Source organism: Saprospiraceae bacterium (assembly GCA_016713025.1).
Lineage (GTDB): Bacteria > Bacteroidota > Bacteroidia > Chitinophagales > Saprospiraceae > OLB9.
The window spans coordinates 444,954-461,775 of the sequence record JADJPZ010000002.1; the positions used below are offsets into that span (position 1 = coordinate 444,954).

Sequence of the window (16,822 nt, forward strand, 5' to 3'; positions counted from 1 at the left end):
TCATTGCACCAAACAAAGTGGTATTATGAAAATCAAGTTTTGTGGAGCGGCTCAATTTGTCACGGGTAGTTCACATCTTATAGAACTCGAGAATGGTTATAAAATCCTGCTCGATTGCGGGCTTTTTCAGGGCAAAGGTCAAAAAATATGGGAATGGAATAATGAGTGGCTTTTTAAGCCATCAGAGATAGATTGTATGATCTTGTCTCATGCGCACATTGATCATTGTGGTCGTATACCTAAGCTTGTAAAAGATGGTTATACAGGGCCGATTCACACAACACATGCCACCCGCAGTCTTTGTGCAGTCATGCTGTTGGACAGTGCAAAAATTCAGGAAATGGACGTCGAATGGCATAATAGAAAAGTGCTGAAAAAGAGAAAAAAGGACAGACAAAAACTTAGGAATCCTTTGTACACCAGTGAAGATATTGGACCTGCGATGATCAGATTTGAAGGGCATCCATATGATGTATGGGAACAGATTCATCCTGATGTACAAGTACTATTCCGTGATGCAGGTCATATATTGGGGAGCGCGAGCGTGACCTTAAAAATCAAAGATGGTGGTAAAGAAGTTATGGTAGGATTTACTGCAGATATAGGAAGGCCTGACAGACCCATCCTGAGAGATCCACAGCCGATGCCTGAAGTAGATTACCTCATCTGTGAGTCCACTTATGGTGACAGAGTGCATGAGGCTACGCCGGAACAATCAGCTCAGTTTCTTGAAGTAATTAAAAAAACCTGCCTTGAGAAGAAGGGTAAACTCATCATTCCTGCATTTAGCCTGGGTAGAACTCAGGAGATCGTATATATGCTGGATAAGATGGAAAATGCAGGACTTCTGCCTCGCTTGAAAGTATATGTTGACAGTCCATTGGCGGTAAATGTGACTCATATATTCGGATTGCATCCGGAGTGTTTTGACAAAGAGATCAATGAGTACATCATGTCAGATACCAATCCTTTTGGGTTCAACAATCTGGAATATATCAAAGAAGTAGAAGCATCCAAATCATTGAACAACAGTGACGAACCATGTATCATAATATCTGCTTCCGGCATGATGAATGCAGGAAGGGTAAAACATCATCTGGCAAACAATATTGAAAATCCAAAGAATACAATTCTTATAGTGGGATACTGCTCTCCTGAGACTCCCGGTGGGGCATTAAGGGCAGGAGCAGAAACTATTGAACTCTTTGACGAAGAAAAGATAGTCAGGGCAGATATTGTTATTATGGATTCATTTTCAGCTCACGGAGATAAAAACGAGATGTATGATTTTATAGTCAATCAGAAACCCACAGTAAAACGTATTTTTCTGGTTCATGGTGAACTTGATACACAAAATGCATTTAAACATTTTCTTATAGATAAAGGTTTTTTGAGTATCGACATTCCTGAACAGGGATCAGAATTCAATCTTTAAGGGCAAAATGCACGGTTTCTCCGGGTCTTCTCTGAGCAAGCTGATTGATGTCAGATTCATCTGCGATCAAAATCCGGGGATATCCTCCTGTTGTCTGGCAATCTCTCATAAGTACGATCAACTGACCATTTGGAAGCAATTGAACCACTCCCGGACCAACTGCTGATGTAAGGATATCTTTGTCAGATGGTGCAACCAAAGGCATTCCTGACAGTCTATACCCCATTCTGTTGCTCTGTGATGTGATACTGAATGATTGTTCAGATATCTTTTTTCGGGATTCATCACTGAGTATGTCAAATTCCGGACCTTTGAATACTTTGATTTTACTCATCTTATCGATTATTGTAGCTTTTAAAGTTGCTGTTGGCTTTCGATGTTTTTCGGAGGAAATGTGAGCATAAAGTACGTCGCCTTTTTTAAAATTGGAAAGATGGGTATCTTTAATGAACGAAACACTCTCCATCACGGATGGAGCATAAAATCCCCCTGAAATACCAAGATATAGTATTGCTCCTGATAATAATTTTTCAATGTGAATTATGTCTCCTGAACTACACTTATGAGGCTTTGAAAAGTCAGATTCCTGACCATTTAGTCTGATAAGTGCTTTTGCTCCTCCAAAACAAACTGTACAGGATGAAATAATTTCAAATATACTTCCTGCTCCAAATATTTCAAGCACAGGAGTTTTTGTTGTATTTTGCAACAAACTATTGACATGCATCATACTTTGCCTGTCTGATGCTCCTGAGCAAGGTACTCCGAGGTGCCTGTAGCCAAATCTTCCGATATCCTGCAAGGCACAAAATATTCCGGGCCTGGTGACCTGGATTACCTGTTCGATGACTATATCCATTATCTAAATGTCAAAAGTCATCTCAACCTTCCGGGACTTGGGATGAGATTGACAGGTGAGAATATAACCAGCTGCCACTTCATCATCATCCAGAGCATAACAGGAATCCATAGCCACATCACCCTGCGTCACCTTTGCCATACAGGTAGAGCAGGCACCACTCGTACATGAGTAAGGAGGATCTTTTTTCATATCAACGAGGACATCCAGTATTGTTTTTCCTTTGGGTACTACTATATCATATGTATCACCTTTGAGGGTGACTGACACGATGGCTTCAGTGGTGCCATGATCAGTATGATCCTGATGTGAAGATGTAGTAAAATACTCTTTGTGTATATACTTTTTGTCGATACCAAATGCTAAAAGAGTCTTTTCAGCCATATCTATCATATCGCCCGGACCACAAATGTAGTAATGTCTTTCAGGCTGTTGAGACTTACTTTCACCGATAAAATTTTGAATATGGGTTGAATTAATTCTCCCCTTTAAACCTTTCCAATCCACTTCTTTTTTGGCAAATAAACCACCTATACCGCCAGTTTTTTTGACAATTGGCTGACTTAAGACATGGGTTATATACAGTTGATCCTCGTATTTAAATGAGATTTGATCCAGCTCTTTTTTGAAAATGATATTTTCTTCATTTCTGTTACCATAAAGCAAATAGCATTTGCTTTTAGGCTCATGTTCCAATACAGTACCGATCATCGACATCACAGGAGTGATCCCGCTACCTGCTGCTATAAAATAATGTTCCCTTAATAAAAGGTGGTCAGGCTGAAGTGTAAAATGTCCCTCAGGAGGCATCACGTCGACAAAGTCACCTTCGCGAATCACATCATTCAAATACACGGACAACTTGCCTTTAAGTACTTTTTTTACAGTCACACCCGGGAGATCGGCGTCCGGAGAAGTACATAAAGAGTATGCTCTTCTGATTTCCGCACCATTGACCATAACCTTGATTGTAAGAAACTGTCCCGCTTTGAATTGAAATATAGATTTTAAATCAGCAGGTATTTCAAAGTTCAAAGTCTTCGCATCTGTTGTTTCAGATACAATTTTACAGATTTTTAGAGAATAAAAACTCATTTTTTATACTTTTGTTGCGGTTTTGCTTTTACATCGTTACTATTTCGACCGGCGAAATTAATATTTTTTGGTGTATTATACACGTTTGACCAAGATGATGTTAGTCAATATAGGAGTATAGTTTATCCTATCGGTCTGAATATGTGTTAATTAAGAAATTATAAATTATGCCTGTAAAGCTTTCTGTAATTATCCCTGCATACAATGAAGAGAATACTATCCGGTCCATTCTCGAAAGAATCAATGAAGTAATTCTCATCGGAGGCGTCACCAAAGAAATAATTATTGTGAATGATTGTTCAAGAGATAACACAGAAAAAATTGTTTTGGAATATAAAGATGCTCACCCTGACATAGAAATTTCGTATTATCGTCATAGTATAAACAAGGGCAAAGGTGCAGCCCTTCACACAGGTATCAAGGAAGCAAAAGGTGATCTGATCATCGTACAGGATGCTGATCTGGAATATGATCCTAATGAATTCAATCTACTGCTGAAGCCAGTCCTGGATGGTTTTGCTGATGTCGTATACGGGTCCAGATTTATTGGAGGCAATGCACACAGAATTTTATTTTTTTGGCATTCTATTGGTAATAAAGTCCTGACCTTTATGTCCAATGCCATGACCAATCTCAATCTGACTGATATGGAGACATGTTACAAATTGTGGAAATCAGACATTGTAAAAAGTCTCGACTTGAAAGAAAAACGTTTTGGTTTTGAGCCGGAAGTAACAGCCAAAATAGCCAGAAACCCCAATATCAGAATATATGAAGTGGGTATTTCATACTACGGCCGTACATATGCTGAAGGTAAAAAGATCAACTGGAAAGATGGTTTCAGAGCCATCTATTGTATCCTGAAATACAACCTTTGGGCAAGATAATAATAACACTACACTTTCCTGCATTTATTTTTAAACCACTCTTTCACTTCCCCTTTGAGTAGCGGTGCTATACCGGCATAAGATGTTTTATGATAGTTGTTGATCCAGAAAACTTCCTCTTTTGTGAGTCTGGTTTTATCTATCAGCGCATGATCAAAAGGATACAATGTGTATGTTTCAAACTCAAGAAATCCTGTTATTGCTGACTTGACAGCGAGAATTAGATTTTCTATGCGCATACCGAATTCTCCATCTTTGTAGTATCCTGGTTCATTACTGCTCAGCATACCCGGCAGATGTACAGTCCTGCCTCTTTCAGAATGTACCGGTCCAAATCCTTGTGGAGCCTCGTGAACATTGAGAAAAAACCCGACACCATGTCCGGTTCCATGCAGATAATTCATGCCTTCAGCCCAGAGAAATTGACGCGCGAGTGTATCCAACTGTGCACCCGTGGTGCCTTCAGGAAATTTTGCTCTGGAAAGTGCTATCATTCCTTTCAGTATCAGCGTATATGCTTTTTTCTGCTCGTCTGTAGGAGCGCTGAGTGCAAATGTTCTGGTAATATCTGTGGTGCCATCGCAATACTGACCTCCGCTATCTACAAGCAAAATGCCATCAGGATCAATAGTTTTACAAGTCTCTGGTTCAGGATGATAATGGATCACAGCACCATTATCTCTATATCCTATGATGGCACCAAAGCTCTCTCCATGATAAAATTTCTGCTTCGATCTGTTTTCGGCAAGTTTTTTTGCAACAGTGACTTCATCAATCTTTGTTCTTTCAGCAAGTGACTGTTCTAACCAATAAAATGTATTAGCAAGCGCCGCACCATCTTTCTTCATCACAGATCTCAGATGTTTTATTTCTGTTTCGTTCTTAATTGCTTTCAACCCTTTCGGAATAGAAGTCCCATGAACTATTTGTGCATTGATAGCTTCGTACAGGGTTTGACTACAGATAGCCGGGTCAACCAAAATGGACGTTTTCTCAGGCAATTTGTTTAAGAAACCAACGATCTGGTCATAATCATGGAGCACGATTTTATTTTTTGCCCATTGACTTTTAACTGCAGCAGATGGTTTGTCCTGATGTATGAATACATGACTTTCTGATTTTCCAATGACAGCATACGCTATTGCCACAGGATTGTAATCTACATCATTGCCTCTTACATTGAGCGCCCAGGCAAAATCATCAAGGGCTGTGATAAGATGATAATCTGCATTTCTTTGACTCATTTCTGCCCTGATTTCAGAAAGTTTATTTGAAATAGACTTTCCTGAAAACTTATCTTCGTGAAATAGTGCAGGAGCGTCAGACAAGGGTGGCCGATCCAACCACACTTCTGAGATCAGGTCGATGCGATGCAATAATTCTATGCCTGCTAAGGATAGTGTATTATGAAAAGATTCAATCGTAGATTTTGAAAACATCATGCCATTGACTGCTACTTTGGAGCCCTTGGGCAATTCAGATGCGAGAAAATCCACATATGGAGTGGCAAATTGATTATACATCTTGTGAAGTACCATTTCACTCTCTTTCAATTGCATCTCTGCTTGAAGAAAATATCGTGAATCCGTCCAAAGCCCTGCGTGATCGGCTGTCACAGCAACTATACCTGCCGAACCTGTAAATCCTGATATCCATGTACGCTCCTGCCAGTGCGCGGAGACATATTCACTTTGGTGTGGATCACTGGAAGGAATGATGATACCTTGAATACCATCTTTTTTCATCGAATTACGGAGTGCTGCCAGCTTTTGATTGGTGTTCATATTAAATTATTTATTATTATAATATATTAATTATTAAAAATGATTGTATATAAATATTAAAAAAATACAGTATATAAAAATATTTCTTTATTTTTGCCCCTGTAAACATACGATGTAAATATTAAAAATATAGAAACTCATGTACAATTTCTGTTGTTATAATAGAAAATAGTTGGAGTCAGGAAAAAAAGTGAATAAGATATGTTGAAACAGAGTCTGAGTCAGAAGATGTTGCAAAAGCTGTCTCCCCAACAGATACAGCTAATGAAGTTATTGCAGATACCTACTGCCAACCTTGATCAAAGGATAGAAGAAGAGCTTGAATCCAATCCTGCCCTTGAAGAGGGAGACGATTATGATGATGTATTTGATCTTGAGAAGGAAGGTTTTGAGTCATCAAAAGAATCAGAAATAAGTCAGGAAAATGATGGTCCGGAATATGAATTTGATGATTATCTCAATGAGTACCTCGATGATGATCCTTCCAATTATAAGCTAAGGGGAGATGAGTATCTTAATGAAGAGGAAAAAAGCATGCCTGTTCCTGTAGAGAGTTCACTGCATGAAAATCTCGACAAACAGCTTGGCATGCTTAATCTGGATGAAAATCAAACCATCATTGCCAATCAAATCATAGGCTCTATAGATGAAGATGGCTACCTGAGACGGGAACCAAATTCCATAGTAGATGATGTCCTCTTTGCCTACAATATCGAAACGACACTACCCGAAGTCAACAGCATAATCAGAAAGATTCAGAAATTCGAACCAGCCGGTATTTGTGCCAGGACACTTCAGGAATGTCTTATTTTACAACTCGAGGACAGAATAGAAAAAGAGCCTGAAGTGCATTTTTTACAAAGAAAAGCTGCACTCAAAATACTCAAAGACTTCTTTGATGAGTTTACTAAAAAGCACTACATCAGGATGAAAAAACAACTCAATCTTTCAGATACGGAGTTGAAAGAAATCATTGATGAAATTATAAAACTAAATCCTAAACCAGCAAGTACTGTCGAGAGCAACTTTCAGAGTCAATATATCATACCTGATTTTATCATTACCAATCGAGACGGTGAGCTGGAACTTTCGCTCAACAGTAAAAATGCTCCTGATCTGCGCATCAATGACCAATATATGGAAATGCTCAAGGGCTATCGGGAGACTATCCAGGGGCGTCGGGCCACCAAGCCTGAGAAAGATGCAGTCCTTTTTATAAAACAAAAAATCGACTCAGCTAAGTGGTTTATTGATGCCATAAAACAAAGACAGGATACATTGTTCAGAACGATGTACGCAATCATGAAATATCAGTACGATTACTTTGCGTCTGGCGATGAGCGCAGGATAAAACCAATGATACTCAAGGACCTTGCTGAAGTGACGGGATTGGACATTTCGACAGTCAGTCGTGTGGCCAATTCTAAATTTGTACAAACGGAGTTTGGAACAAAAAGATTGAAAGAATTCTTTTCAGAATCTATGCAGGCACAAGATGGAAGCGAAGTATCTACACTGGAAGTTAAGACAATCCTTTCGGATGAGGTCACGCGAGAAGATAAAACAAAACCACTTTCTGATGAACGATTGATGGAAATTCTGTCAGAAAGAGGGTACAATATTGCACGCAGAACGATTGCAAAATATCGGGAACAACTCAATATCCCTGTAGCAAGACTCCGAAAAGAACTTAGATAACAATCACAAAAATCGTTCATTTTGAAGAAGAAAGTTTTGGTCACAGGTGGTACTGGCTATATCGGTAGCCACACGATCATAGATCTTTTAGAAAATGGTTTTGATGTCGTATGCGCTGACAATGGATGCAATTCTGATACATCATCACTTCTTGCTATAGAAAAAATCACAGGTGTGAAGGTACCCTATTTTCATATAGATTTATGTGATTTGAGTGGAGCAGAGACGATTTTTAAATCTCATCCAGATATACAGGGTGTGATACATTTTGCAGCACTTAAGGCTGTCGGTGAGTCGGTGGAAAAGCCCATTCCGTACTTTCGAAATAATATTGATTCATTGATTAATACACTTGATCTCAGTGTCAGGTATAATGTCAAAGCCTTTATCTTTTCGTCATCATGTACTGTGTATGGCGATGTTTCTTCCAGCCCTGTGGACGAAAATACGCCTCTGCAGGAAGCGGCCTCACCATATGGGCGCACAAAACAGATAGGTGAGCAGATCATCACTGACACTATCAAAAACAAAGCGCTTAAAAGCATACTATTAAGATATTTTAATCCCGCAGGTGCTCATCCCAGTGGATTGCTTGGCGAATCGCCTGTCAACCCACCTCAGAATCTTGTACCGGTAATCACTGAAACCGCCATAGGAAAACGCAGCACTATGACAGTATATGGTGATGATTATCCCACCAGAGATGGGAGTTGTATACGCGACTATATCCACGTATGTGATCTGGCACATGCCCACACACTTGCGCTACAGTATATCTTTGACGGACATCAAGCAGTGCAAACAGAAATATTTAATGTAGGGATCGGCAATGGACTGACAGTGTTGGAAATCATTAAAGCATTTGAAAAAGTATCAGGTGAAACGCTCAACTATGAAATAGGTGGCAGACGTCCGGGTGACATCATGGCAATATATTCAGATTATCGCAAAGCCAAAAATCTCTTGGGATGGCAGCCCAAATATAATGTAAATGACATCATGCACACTGCATGGCTTTGGGAGAAAAACAGGAGTAGTCAAAAATAATCTCCTTGTGTTAACTTCATCTTAAAAAAAGGCTCTGAACAAAATCTGTAGTATGTAAGCTACTAAGATCAATATTTTGAAATACAGTTTTGTTAAAATTTTTTTAATAAGAAACTTTTGCCTTTCTTGCGCCGTTTTTAATTTGATATAAATATTATATTTTCACTTTTAAAAAAATTAGTTACAATTATCATGAAAAAGAGTTTATTTCAGTTTTTAACTGTAGGTTTCTTATGTAGTATTATACTCGCTACTGTAAGTGCTCAGGATGCACCTGCAGCCAATGCGTCTGCATTGTATAATGAGGGTGTTGCTGCCTTGAAAGAAAAGAATTTTAAATCCGGTTATCAATTATTGGATTCAGCTTATGTTCTGGCAATTAAGGATAACAATGCTGAGGTGAGTGGATTGGCAAAGAAAAATTTAATTTTTGCAGCATACAATTATGGTAACGATTTGATCAAAAACAAAGATACCAAAGGTGCTATTGTTGTCTTTGAAAGAGGACTTGCAGTCGATCCGGCATCCGGTATCATGCATCAAGGTATCGGCAAAGCCAAAGAAGAGATGGGCGATGCTGAGGGTGCAGTCAAATCTTATGTGACATCATTAAATGCTGCAAAAGAAGAAAAAGATGATAAAAAGATCTCTGACGCACAGACAAGGGTCAAAAACCTGTTGGTCAAACAACTTCAATCTAAAGCATATGCCAAAGTCATCAAAATCGGAACAGATTACCTTGCGGTGGACAATAACAGCAGTATCACCTATCTGGTAGGAAAAGCATACACAGATAAAGGAGAAAATGCCAATGGCATAAAATACTTATTGCAGACTGTAGATCTCAGCAATAAAGCAGGTGAAAAAGTTGAAGACAAAGTGTACTACGGTTTGGGTGTGGCATATGATGCTACCAAAGACAGCAAAAATGCTATCAAGTATCTGGGTATGGTCACTGATCCGAAATACAAAGCTTCAGCAGATGCCATCATCACCAAACTTAAAACAGCAAAGTAATATAGTGAACAGAAAATATTCTGCGAAAAATTCAAATCATAATGTATTGTAAATTAAATAATTATGATTATAAATTTTCGCAATCAATTTTCTGTTTAGTATAAATTCTTATAGCTTGGATATATTTTGATACAAAATAATATCTACTGACTAAAATAATCCCGAAAAAAGCCTTCTTGTTTTTTAGTAAACAGGAAGGCTTTTTTATGTTGATAATAGGTGTTGTGGGATAGTTGATTGCCATAATTATCAATCACATTCTTAGCTCCAGCCTGCTGCAGAAAAGCCTAATATTTGCCTGTAGAGTATTCGGCTCAAATCCAGTCAAACTTCAGTAGTAATCTATCGATATGAGAAATTACATTGCTGTACCAAAAATTTAACAGCTTTATTGAATTTTGAACGACATGTTTAGGGTTAATTCTACTTAGTCAAATTAATTATTTGGCCTTCCGATTGATTGATAACTGTTGGGTTAACCCAACAGTTGTGACCCTAATTTATTTACGCTTTTACCTTTAACAATGAAAAAATATCAGGTTTCCGGTTGATTTCATTTTTAAGAAAGTGTACTTGACTTAGATTTTTGAAGGTGACAAAGAAGACTTAATCTGACTTTAGCCTGATATGGTTTTCAATATTATTTTTATCTATTACACCTACTATGTGGCCATTTTCAACCACTGCTGCGATGGTACTTCCTTTTTCTTTCATCTGATTTGTCACATCTTTCAGATTGTCTTCAGGAGATACTACCACTATAGCCGGAGACATCAGATGTTGGGCTGTCAAATGTTCATTGGTATTATTGCCGGATATTTGTTTAAAAGCCATTTCTGGAATGGTGCCAGACAGATTGCCTAAAGAATCAAAAACTAAAAAATTTTGTTCTCCTTCTCTGTAATATTTTTCAATCAAAGATGACATAGGATCACCAAGATGTAATTGAGTAAATGAAGTACGCATGATATCCCTAACTTTTGTCCCTGCCAGTATCGATATGACCTTTGTCTGATCATACTCCTGACCAGCCATCATATAAATAAAAAGCCCTATCAGAGAGAGTATCAATTGAGAATATAATATTCCAAAAACTATAAAGCCGATAGCAATGATTCTACCAATACGCATAGCAATAAAGGTGGCTTTGTTTTTTCCCAGTTTTACTGCCAGCAATGATCTCAGCACCCTGCCACCATCCATAGGAAAAGCAGGTATAAGGTTGAACATAAATAAAGCAAGATTCATAAATAGAATATATCTTGCGAATTCGGCAGGTATGTCAAATCTTAAGTTGTTAAGATCAGGGAATATTTGACCAGTTGAAATAGCCAGAACTACTCCTATAATCAAGGCAATGACAACATTGACAAAAGGTCCGGCCAAGGCAATATAAAATTCATGCAGAGGTTTTTCCGGGATACTTTCGAGGCGTGCCACACCGCCAATCGGGGACAACAATATATCTCTTGTGACCACTCCGAACTTTCTGGCTGTAAGGGCATGACCATATTCATGTAACACCACACAAACAAAAAGTAATAAAAAGTACAAGATAAATCCTATACTTTGCCACATTTTATAGCCGTTGGTTAAGGCTGTAAATATTACAAATAACAACAAAATCCCAAATGACCAGTGGATTTTTACCGGTATTTGCCAGAATGTTCCGATTTGAAGGGAAGGGCCTGTAGGAGATTTTATGTTTTTCAAACTGTTTCTGTTTTCCAAATGGGTTCGTACAATTGACCACTCAGGATATTACGACTGATGACGATGCGCTGCATTTCGGATGTTCCTTCGTATATCTGAGTAATCTTGGCATCCCGCATCAGTCTCTCCACGTGATATTCTTTGACATATCCGTATCCGCCGTGGATCTGAACAGCTTCAACTGTATGTTTCATGGCCACTTCTGATGCAAACAGTTTGGCCATAGCGGCTGATGATGTATAGTCCATGCCCTGATCTTTCATCCATGCAGCTCTATACACAAGAAGTCTTGCAGCTTCTATTTCAGTGGCCATATCTGCCAGCTTAAACGCAATGGCCTGATGTTGGGAGATGGGCTTGCCGAATGCTTCTCTTTCTTTGGCGTATCTTACTGAAAGCTCATATGCTCCAGCGGCAATACCCAAAGCCTGAGCTGCTATGCCTATCCGCCCTCCGGTCAACACCTTCATTGCAAACTTAAACCCAAATCCATCTTCGGCAATTCTATTATATTTGGGCACTTTGACATCATTGTACATAATGGTGTGTGTATCTGAAGCACGGATGCCCAACTTATCTTCTTTGGCTCCGATAGTGACTCCGGGCCATGATGTCTCTACTATGAATGCATTGATACCTCTGTGACCTTTATCTGGATAAGTTTGAGCAATGACGACATGCAGAGATGATTTACCACCATTGGTTATCCAGTTTTTAGTACCGTTCAGCAGATAATAATCTCCCATATCTACAGCGGTAGTACGCTGGCTGGTTGCATCACTCCCTGCTTCCGGTTCTGACAGACAGAAGGAGCCTATCCATTCACCTGAAGCAAGCAACGGCAGGTATTTCTGTTTTTGTTCTTCGGTACCATATTCTTCAATGCCCCAACAAACTAATGAATTGTTGACAGACATGATGACAGAACTGGAACTGTCGATCTTGCTGATTTCTTCCATTGCCAGAACGTATGATAAGGTATCCATACCGCCACCACCATATTCCGGATCGACCATCATACCCAGAAATCCCATTTCTCCCATCTTTTTGACCTGCGCTGTGGGATGCTGCATATTTCTGTCTCTGTCTATGACACCGGGCGATAATTCTTGCTGAGTAAAGTCTCTTGCAGCTTCTTTTACAGATATTTGTTCTTCAGTTAATTCAAATTGCATATGGAAAGTGTTAAAAAGTTATTTAAATAGAGCTTACAGACTGAGCCTATGTTTCACTTTTTGAAAAGATATTAAATGGCACTCTAAAAATCTCATGTTAGTTATTAAATCATTAACTTGTAATTTGAGAAAATGTTTATCAGATGCGGACTCCGTGTTCCAAAAGATGGACTGAGAGCTTTGATGTGTCCATACTTGCTTTTACTCCTACCGGAAAAGTGCAGATATCTACTACATGACCAAAAGTAAAACCGTAAAAAGTTGGTATCTTAAGTGGCGCAAGTCTGTCTGTCAATACTTGTTTTAAAGTCATGGATGATTCAGCGTCCTGAGTATCACAATCATTGAAAACTCCGAGAATGATCCCTGAAGCTTTTGAAAGGTCAGTAGATTCCAGCAGAAAAGTGAGCATCCTGTCTATTCTGTATGGCTTTTCACCGATGTCTTCTATGAAAACGAGTTTACCGGCATATGAAGAGGCAAAAGATGTATTGGGGAGACAAACCAGCAATGAAAGGTTTCCTCCTGTGAGCTCACCTGAACACTTACCTTCATGAATTACATAGGGTTCGTGTCCCGCTACAAATTTTTCTGCTGACTGTGTTTGAAACGGAATTTGGTGAGGTAAGCTTGTATTTCCAAAAAGCACTGCCTGTACCTGACTGGCTGTAAATGGTGTAAAAACATCTGATATAGCGACGGGCCCATGAAAGCCCACAAGTCCGGTTTTTGCATAAATTGATAAAAGTAATGCTGTAATGTCACTATATCCTATGATGATTTTAGGATTCTTTTTGATGAGATTATAATCCAGTTTGTTGATGATCCTGGTACATCCATACCCTCCGCGCAGGCACCATATTGCTTTGATATCAGGATCTGCAATCATATTGTGCAAGTCTGCGAGTCTCTCTTCGTCGCCACCTGCTAAATATCCGTTTCTGCTGAATGCTGACTGGGTATATACAGGTAGCAGTCCCATGTTTTCGAGATTGGTGATAGCATTTTGGAACTTTTCAGGATTAATGGGGCCAGCGGGAGTGACCAGACCTACTCTGTCGCCGGGTTTTAAAGCTGCAGGTTTAATTATAGTGCGTTTTGGTTTTTTAGGATTTTCACTACCTGCTGATATGGGGTTCATTACACCCAAGGATAAAGGTCCTATGGCCAATAATTTATTAAAATTCCGACGATGCATAGTTTAAGAAGGTTAATTTGGCAACAAATATACCAATTAAAAAAATAAGAGTGTGTATTACAAACTTCACAAATTCATATTTTCTTCCTCGCTACCATCATTCAAAGCGTAGCTTGGCAGGCTCTGAAGAGCCTATCAAGCTACGCTTGAGACGACCCACCTAAATTCAACCGCCTTACCCTCATTCCCTGAAGAGCTTGTCAAGCTACGCTTGAGACAACCCGCCCAAATTCAACCACGTTTTTACCAATTATTAAAAAGAACACTGAAAAAGTGCAATTTGTTATACATACAAAATAAGACTGATCTTTTTGCGTGTATAACCAACTCTTTGATTAAGTTTAAACTTTTATCACGTTAGAGTATGCTTAAAACTTCATCATTTGGCTCCCATTTAAACATACTTTTACTCTAAATGAAGCTGTGCCCATTGGAGTAAAATGATTGTTTTGGCGTCGATGATTTTTCCGCCGGACAAGAGGTTTGAAATTTCGTTATAGTTGTATTCAAGAACTTCAATATCCTCCTGTTCTAAAATATCTCCACCGCCCTGATGTATAAGCATATCATGATTGTAAACGGCGGTATAAAAATGGATTTTTTCTTTATGCGCACCGGGAGTTGCGAAGGCTTCATAAATTTTTGTCACTTTCGTGACTTCATAACCAGTTTCTTCTTTTATCTCCTTGATGATGGTTTCTTCGGGATGAAGCTCATCAAGCATACCTGCGGGACATTCGAGTATGAAGCCATCAGTATCACTATTGAGCATCACTGCAAGTCTGAACTGTCTGATCAGAATGATTTTTCTTTCTTCAGGATTATACATCAAAACAGCAGCCCCATCTCCGCTATCATAGATTTCTCTGGTCTGCTCTTCCTTTCGTCCATCTCTTCTGGTATATGAAATGATATACTGTTTGAGTGTGGACCACCCTTGATACAGGGTATTTTCCTTTTGAATACTTATTCTACCTGCCATCTTCTTTCTTCATTATTTAGGTGATACGATTGAATAATTTTTTATTCCGACAATATTGTCATTTTTATATTCAATGTCGTTTAGATAAGGAATTTTTCTTTGTTTTTACCCTATCTAAATCTTTCCCTTTCAAGGGAAGACTTCATAAAGAGGCCTTAACTAAACGACATTGTTCTTATATTTCAAATTTTCGGTCGTTGTTCACCAGGAAGTGTCTTATACTTTGCATCACCACATCATTATGGAGCTGGAGTAGTAAGTTACTTTATTTGACTTCGCCATCCACAACAATTTTTCCTGGTCTGTTGGCCACAGCCCAGGTGGTATGAAATATCAACTGAGCTGTTTTTTTCATTAGGTCAAAATCAATTTTTTCTACATCATCGGTTGTTCTGTGATAGTCGCCATGTGTGCCATTAAAATAAAAAATAGCAGGTATACCTTTGCTGGCAAAATTATAGTGATCAGATCTAAAGTAATACCTATTGGGATCAGCTTCATCGTTGTAGGTATAATCCATAATCATCTGAGTATATTTTTGATTTATATTTTCATTGATCTTGTGCAATTCGGTACTCAATCTGTCAGAACCAATTACATAAATAAATTCCTCACCGTTAGTATACTTTTCATCAGACCTTCCTACCATATCTACATTGACATTCATGATTGTTTTGTCCAATGGAAAAACAGGGTTCTCGGTATAATATTTTGATCCAAGAAGTCCTTTTTCTTCACCGCATACCCAAAGAAATATGATGCTTCGGTCAGGAGAAATGCCTTCTTTTTCCGCCTTGGCCATAGCCTCAGCAATGCCCAGAATCGCCACTGTACCGGAACCATTGTCATTGGCCCCATTAAAAATTTCGTCTCCCCTTTTGCCCAGATGATCATAATGAGCAGAGACTACAATATATTCTTCAGGTTTGGATTTACCCTTAATAAAACCTATTACATTTTGGCCTTCCAACACATTCATTTCTTTTTCCATCTGAATATTAAGGCTTGTAGTCAATATGGTGGCAGAAGGCTTTCCTTTGGCCATTTTTTTTCTTGCTTTCAGTATTTTTTCTTCGTTTTTACCTATGATATCTTTTGCTATGGTCGAAGATATAAAAATATGATTGGCAGTACTTATGGTTTTTTTGGATTCATCTCCCAACTGCATGCTTCCTCCGAGAAGTTTTCTTCTGTTTTCTTCCAATAACTTTTTTACGTCTTCCTCGATAATCAAAACCAGAGTTGCACCTTTGGCCTTAGCTACCTCGAGTTTTTTATTGATATCTGCAGTCCAGACGGATGCATTATTATTGCCGGAAATGATAAAATTGCCATTATTATCCACAGGTTCACCTTTGTTGATGAGGATGACTTTGTTCTTTACATCTGTTTTTTTATAATCACTATATTTTGGATCATCGATACCAAAGCCTAGAAAAACTACTTCACCGGTATTTAAAACAGGAATACTTACATTGCTCTCATGAATCATAATGTAATCCCACAAATGCCGGTATCTGGTTTTGTTTACAGTAATAGAAGTCTCTTTCCATTTGGAAAATGTAAATGCCACATTCTGATAATGACCTTCGGCTCCGGGTGGTTTCAACAAACCAGCATTTCGGATAGCCGCCTGCAGGTATACTGAAGCTTGTTGAATGCCTTTTTGTCCTGTCTCTCTTCCTTCCATACTGTCCGATGCCAATATGTAGAGATGTTTTTTGAGAGATTCAGAAGAAATCATCGAAGCAATCCTATATGAAGGATCATTGGTTTCTGTCGACTTTTTGATGGTCTTGTCCGGATATGAAACTGTGCTGATATATTGTGCCAATGATTTAGTATCATGCAGTAAGAGTAAAATAGAAAATAATATAATTTGCTTATTCATATTGAATTTTAATGAAATGCCAGAAATGCCAGAAAAAAAAC

The 16,822-nt window shown here is 38.6% G+C and carries 13 protein-coding genes; 5 read left to right on the forward strand and 8 right to left on the reverse strand.

Features of this window, described 5'->3' with window-relative positions; all coding sequences use genetic code 11:
* Window positions 1-25: 25 nt before the first annotated feature.
* The gene (locus tag IPK35_02095) at window positions 26-1,435 is read left to right on the forward strand and encodes an MBL fold metallo-hydrolase (protein ID MBK8052089.1); all 1,410 of its coding nucleotides are present in this window, start codon (window positions 26-28) and stop codon (window positions 1,433-1,435) included.
* On the opposite strand, the gene IPK35_02100 is transcribed toward IPK35_02095, so the two are convergent.
* Together IPK35_02100 and IPK35_02105 are read right to left on the reverse strand one after the other, a co-directional pair.
* On the reverse strand, window positions 1,425-2,294 hold the full coding sequence (locus IPK35_02100) for a biotin-dependent carboxyltransferase family protein (GenBank protein ID MBK8052090.1): 870 nt from the start codon (window positions 2,292-2,294) through the stop codon (window positions 1,425-1,427). The two genes, IPK35_02095 and IPK35_02100, sit on opposite strands and share 11 nt — an antisense overlap.
* 3 nt (window positions 2,295-2,297) lie before the next feature.
* The gene (locus tag IPK35_02105) at window positions 2,298-3,389 is read right to left on the reverse strand and encodes a 2Fe-2S iron-sulfur cluster binding domain-containing protein (protein ID MBK8052091.1); all 1,092 of its coding nucleotides are present in this window, start codon (window positions 3,387-3,389) and stop codon (window positions 2,298-2,300) included.
* Window positions 3,390-3,556: 167 nt separating this feature from the next.
* Here IPK35_02105 and IPK35_02110 point away from each other — a divergent pair, with 167 nt between their 5' ends.
* Window positions 3,557-4,276, forward strand: a complete 720-nt coding sequence (locus tag IPK35_02110) for a glycosyltransferase family 2 protein (protein ID MBK8052092.1) — start codon at window positions 3,557-3,559, stop codon at window positions 4,274-4,276.
* Between the two features lie 8 nt (window positions 4,277-4,284).
* On the opposite strand, the gene IPK35_02115 is transcribed toward IPK35_02110, so the two are convergent.
* A complete protein-coding gene (locus IPK35_02115; protein ID MBK8052093.1) occupies window positions 4,285-6,060 on the reverse strand; it encodes an aminopeptidase P family protein in 1,776 nt (591 codons plus the stop codon).
* 201 nt (window positions 6,061-6,261) lie between these two features.
* On the opposite strand from IPK35_02115, the gene rpoN reads away from it, so the two are divergent.
* From rpoN to IPK35_02130, 3 genes are all read left to right on the forward strand, one after another.
* Window positions 6,262-7,758: an RNA polymerase factor sigma-54 gene (rpoN, locus tag IPK35_02120; GenBank protein MBK8052094.1), complete on the forward strand. Its 1,497-nt coding sequence runs from the start codon at window positions 6,262-6,264 to the stop codon at window positions 7,756-7,758.
* 18 nt (window positions 7,759-7,776) lie between these two features.
* Entirely contained in the window at window positions 7,777-8,805 is a 1,029-nt protein-coding gene (gene galE / locus IPK35_02125) for a UDP-glucose 4-epimerase GalE (protein MBK8052095.1), read from the forward strand.
* Window positions 8,806-8,997: 192 nt separating this feature from the next.
* Window positions 8,998-9,822 carry a hypothetical protein gene (locus tag IPK35_02130; GenBank protein ID MBK8052096.1) on the forward strand — a complete coding sequence of 275 codons (825 nt, stop codon included), beginning with the start codon at window positions 8,998-9,000 and terminating at the stop codon, window positions 9,820-9,822.
* A gap of 606 nt (window positions 9,823-10,428) precedes the next feature.
* Here the strand turns inward: IPK35_02130 and IPK35_02135 are convergent.
* The 5 genes from IPK35_02135 to IPK35_02155 form a co-directional block, all read right to left on the reverse strand.
* The gene (locus IPK35_02135; protein ID MBK8052097.1) at window positions 10,429-11,535 is read right to left on the reverse strand and encodes a site-2 protease family protein; all 1,107 of its coding nucleotides are present in this window, start codon (window positions 11,533-11,535) and stop codon (window positions 10,429-10,431) included.
* The gene (locus IPK35_02140) at window positions 11,532-12,710 is read right to left on the reverse strand and encodes an acyl-CoA dehydrogenase (protein ID MBK8052098.1); all 1,179 of its coding nucleotides are present in this window, start codon (window positions 12,708-12,710) and stop codon (window positions 11,532-11,534) included. Before IPK35_02140 ends, IPK35_02135 begins: the two co-directional genes overlap by 4 nt.
* A gap of 139 nt (window positions 12,711-12,849) precedes the next feature.
* A complete protein-coding gene (locus IPK35_02145) occupies window positions 12,850-13,908 on the reverse strand; it encodes an LD-carboxypeptidase (GenBank protein MBK8052099.1) in 1,059 nt (352 codons plus the stop codon).
* Between the two features lie 406 nt (window positions 13,909-14,314).
* Complete coding sequence (locus tag IPK35_02150; GenBank protein ID MBK8052100.1) at window positions 14,315-14,890, reverse strand: NUDIX domain-containing protein; 576 nt, start codon at window positions 14,888-14,890, stop codon at window positions 14,315-14,317.
* 265 nt (window positions 14,891-15,155) lie between these two features.
* Window positions 15,156-16,781: a M28 family peptidase gene (locus IPK35_02155; protein ID MBK8052101.1), complete on the reverse strand. Its 1,626-nt coding sequence runs from the start codon at window positions 16,779-16,781 to the stop codon at window positions 15,156-15,158.
* Between the last annotated feature and the right edge of the window lie 41 nt (window positions 16,782-16,822).

Excerpts from the sequence above, each read along its gene's own strand:
- rpoN (MBK8052094.1), top strand. The coding sequence starts at position 6,262 with ATGTTGAAACAGAGTCTGAGTCAGAAGATGTTGCAAAAGCTGTCTCCC.
- IPK35_02115 (MBK8052093.1), bottom strand. The coding sequence starts at position 6,060 with ATGAACACCAATCAAAAGCTGGCAGCACTCCGTAATTCGATGAAAAAA.
- IPK35_02105 (MBK8052091.1), bottom strand. The coding sequence starts at position 3,389 with ATGAGTTTTTATTCTCTAAAAATCTGTAAAATTGTATCTGAAACAACA.
- IPK35_02145 (MBK8052099.1), bottom strand. The coding sequence starts at position 13,908 with ATGCATCGTCGGAATTTTAATAAATTATTGGCCATAGGACCTTTATCC.
- IPK35_02130 (MBK8052096.1), top strand. The coding sequence starts at position 8,998 with ATGAAAAAGAGTTTATTTCAGTTTTTAACTGTAGGTTTCTTATGTAGT.
- IPK35_02155 (MBK8052101.1), bottom strand. The coding sequence starts at position 16,781 with ATGAATAAGCAAATTATATTATTTTCTATTTTACTCTTACTGCATGAT.
- IPK35_02100 (MBK8052090.1), bottom strand. The coding sequence starts at position 2,294 with ATGGATATAGTCATCGAACAGGTAATCCAGGTCACCAGGCCCGGAATA.
- IPK35_02095 (MBK8052089.1), top strand. The coding sequence starts at position 26 with ATGAAAATCAAGTTTTGTGGAGCGGCTCAATTTGTCACGGGTAGTTCA.
- IPK35_02140 (MBK8052098.1), bottom strand. The coding sequence starts at position 12,710 with ATGCAATTTGAATTAACTGAAGAACAAATATCTGTAAAAGAAGCTGCA.
- IPK35_02150 (MBK8052100.1), bottom strand. The coding sequence starts at position 14,890 with ATGGCAGGTAGAATAAGTATTCAAAAGGAAAATACCCTGTATCAAGGG.
- IPK35_02110 (MBK8052092.1), top strand. The coding sequence starts at position 3,557 with ATGCCTGTAAAGCTTTCTGTAATTATCCCTGCATACAATGAAGAGAAT.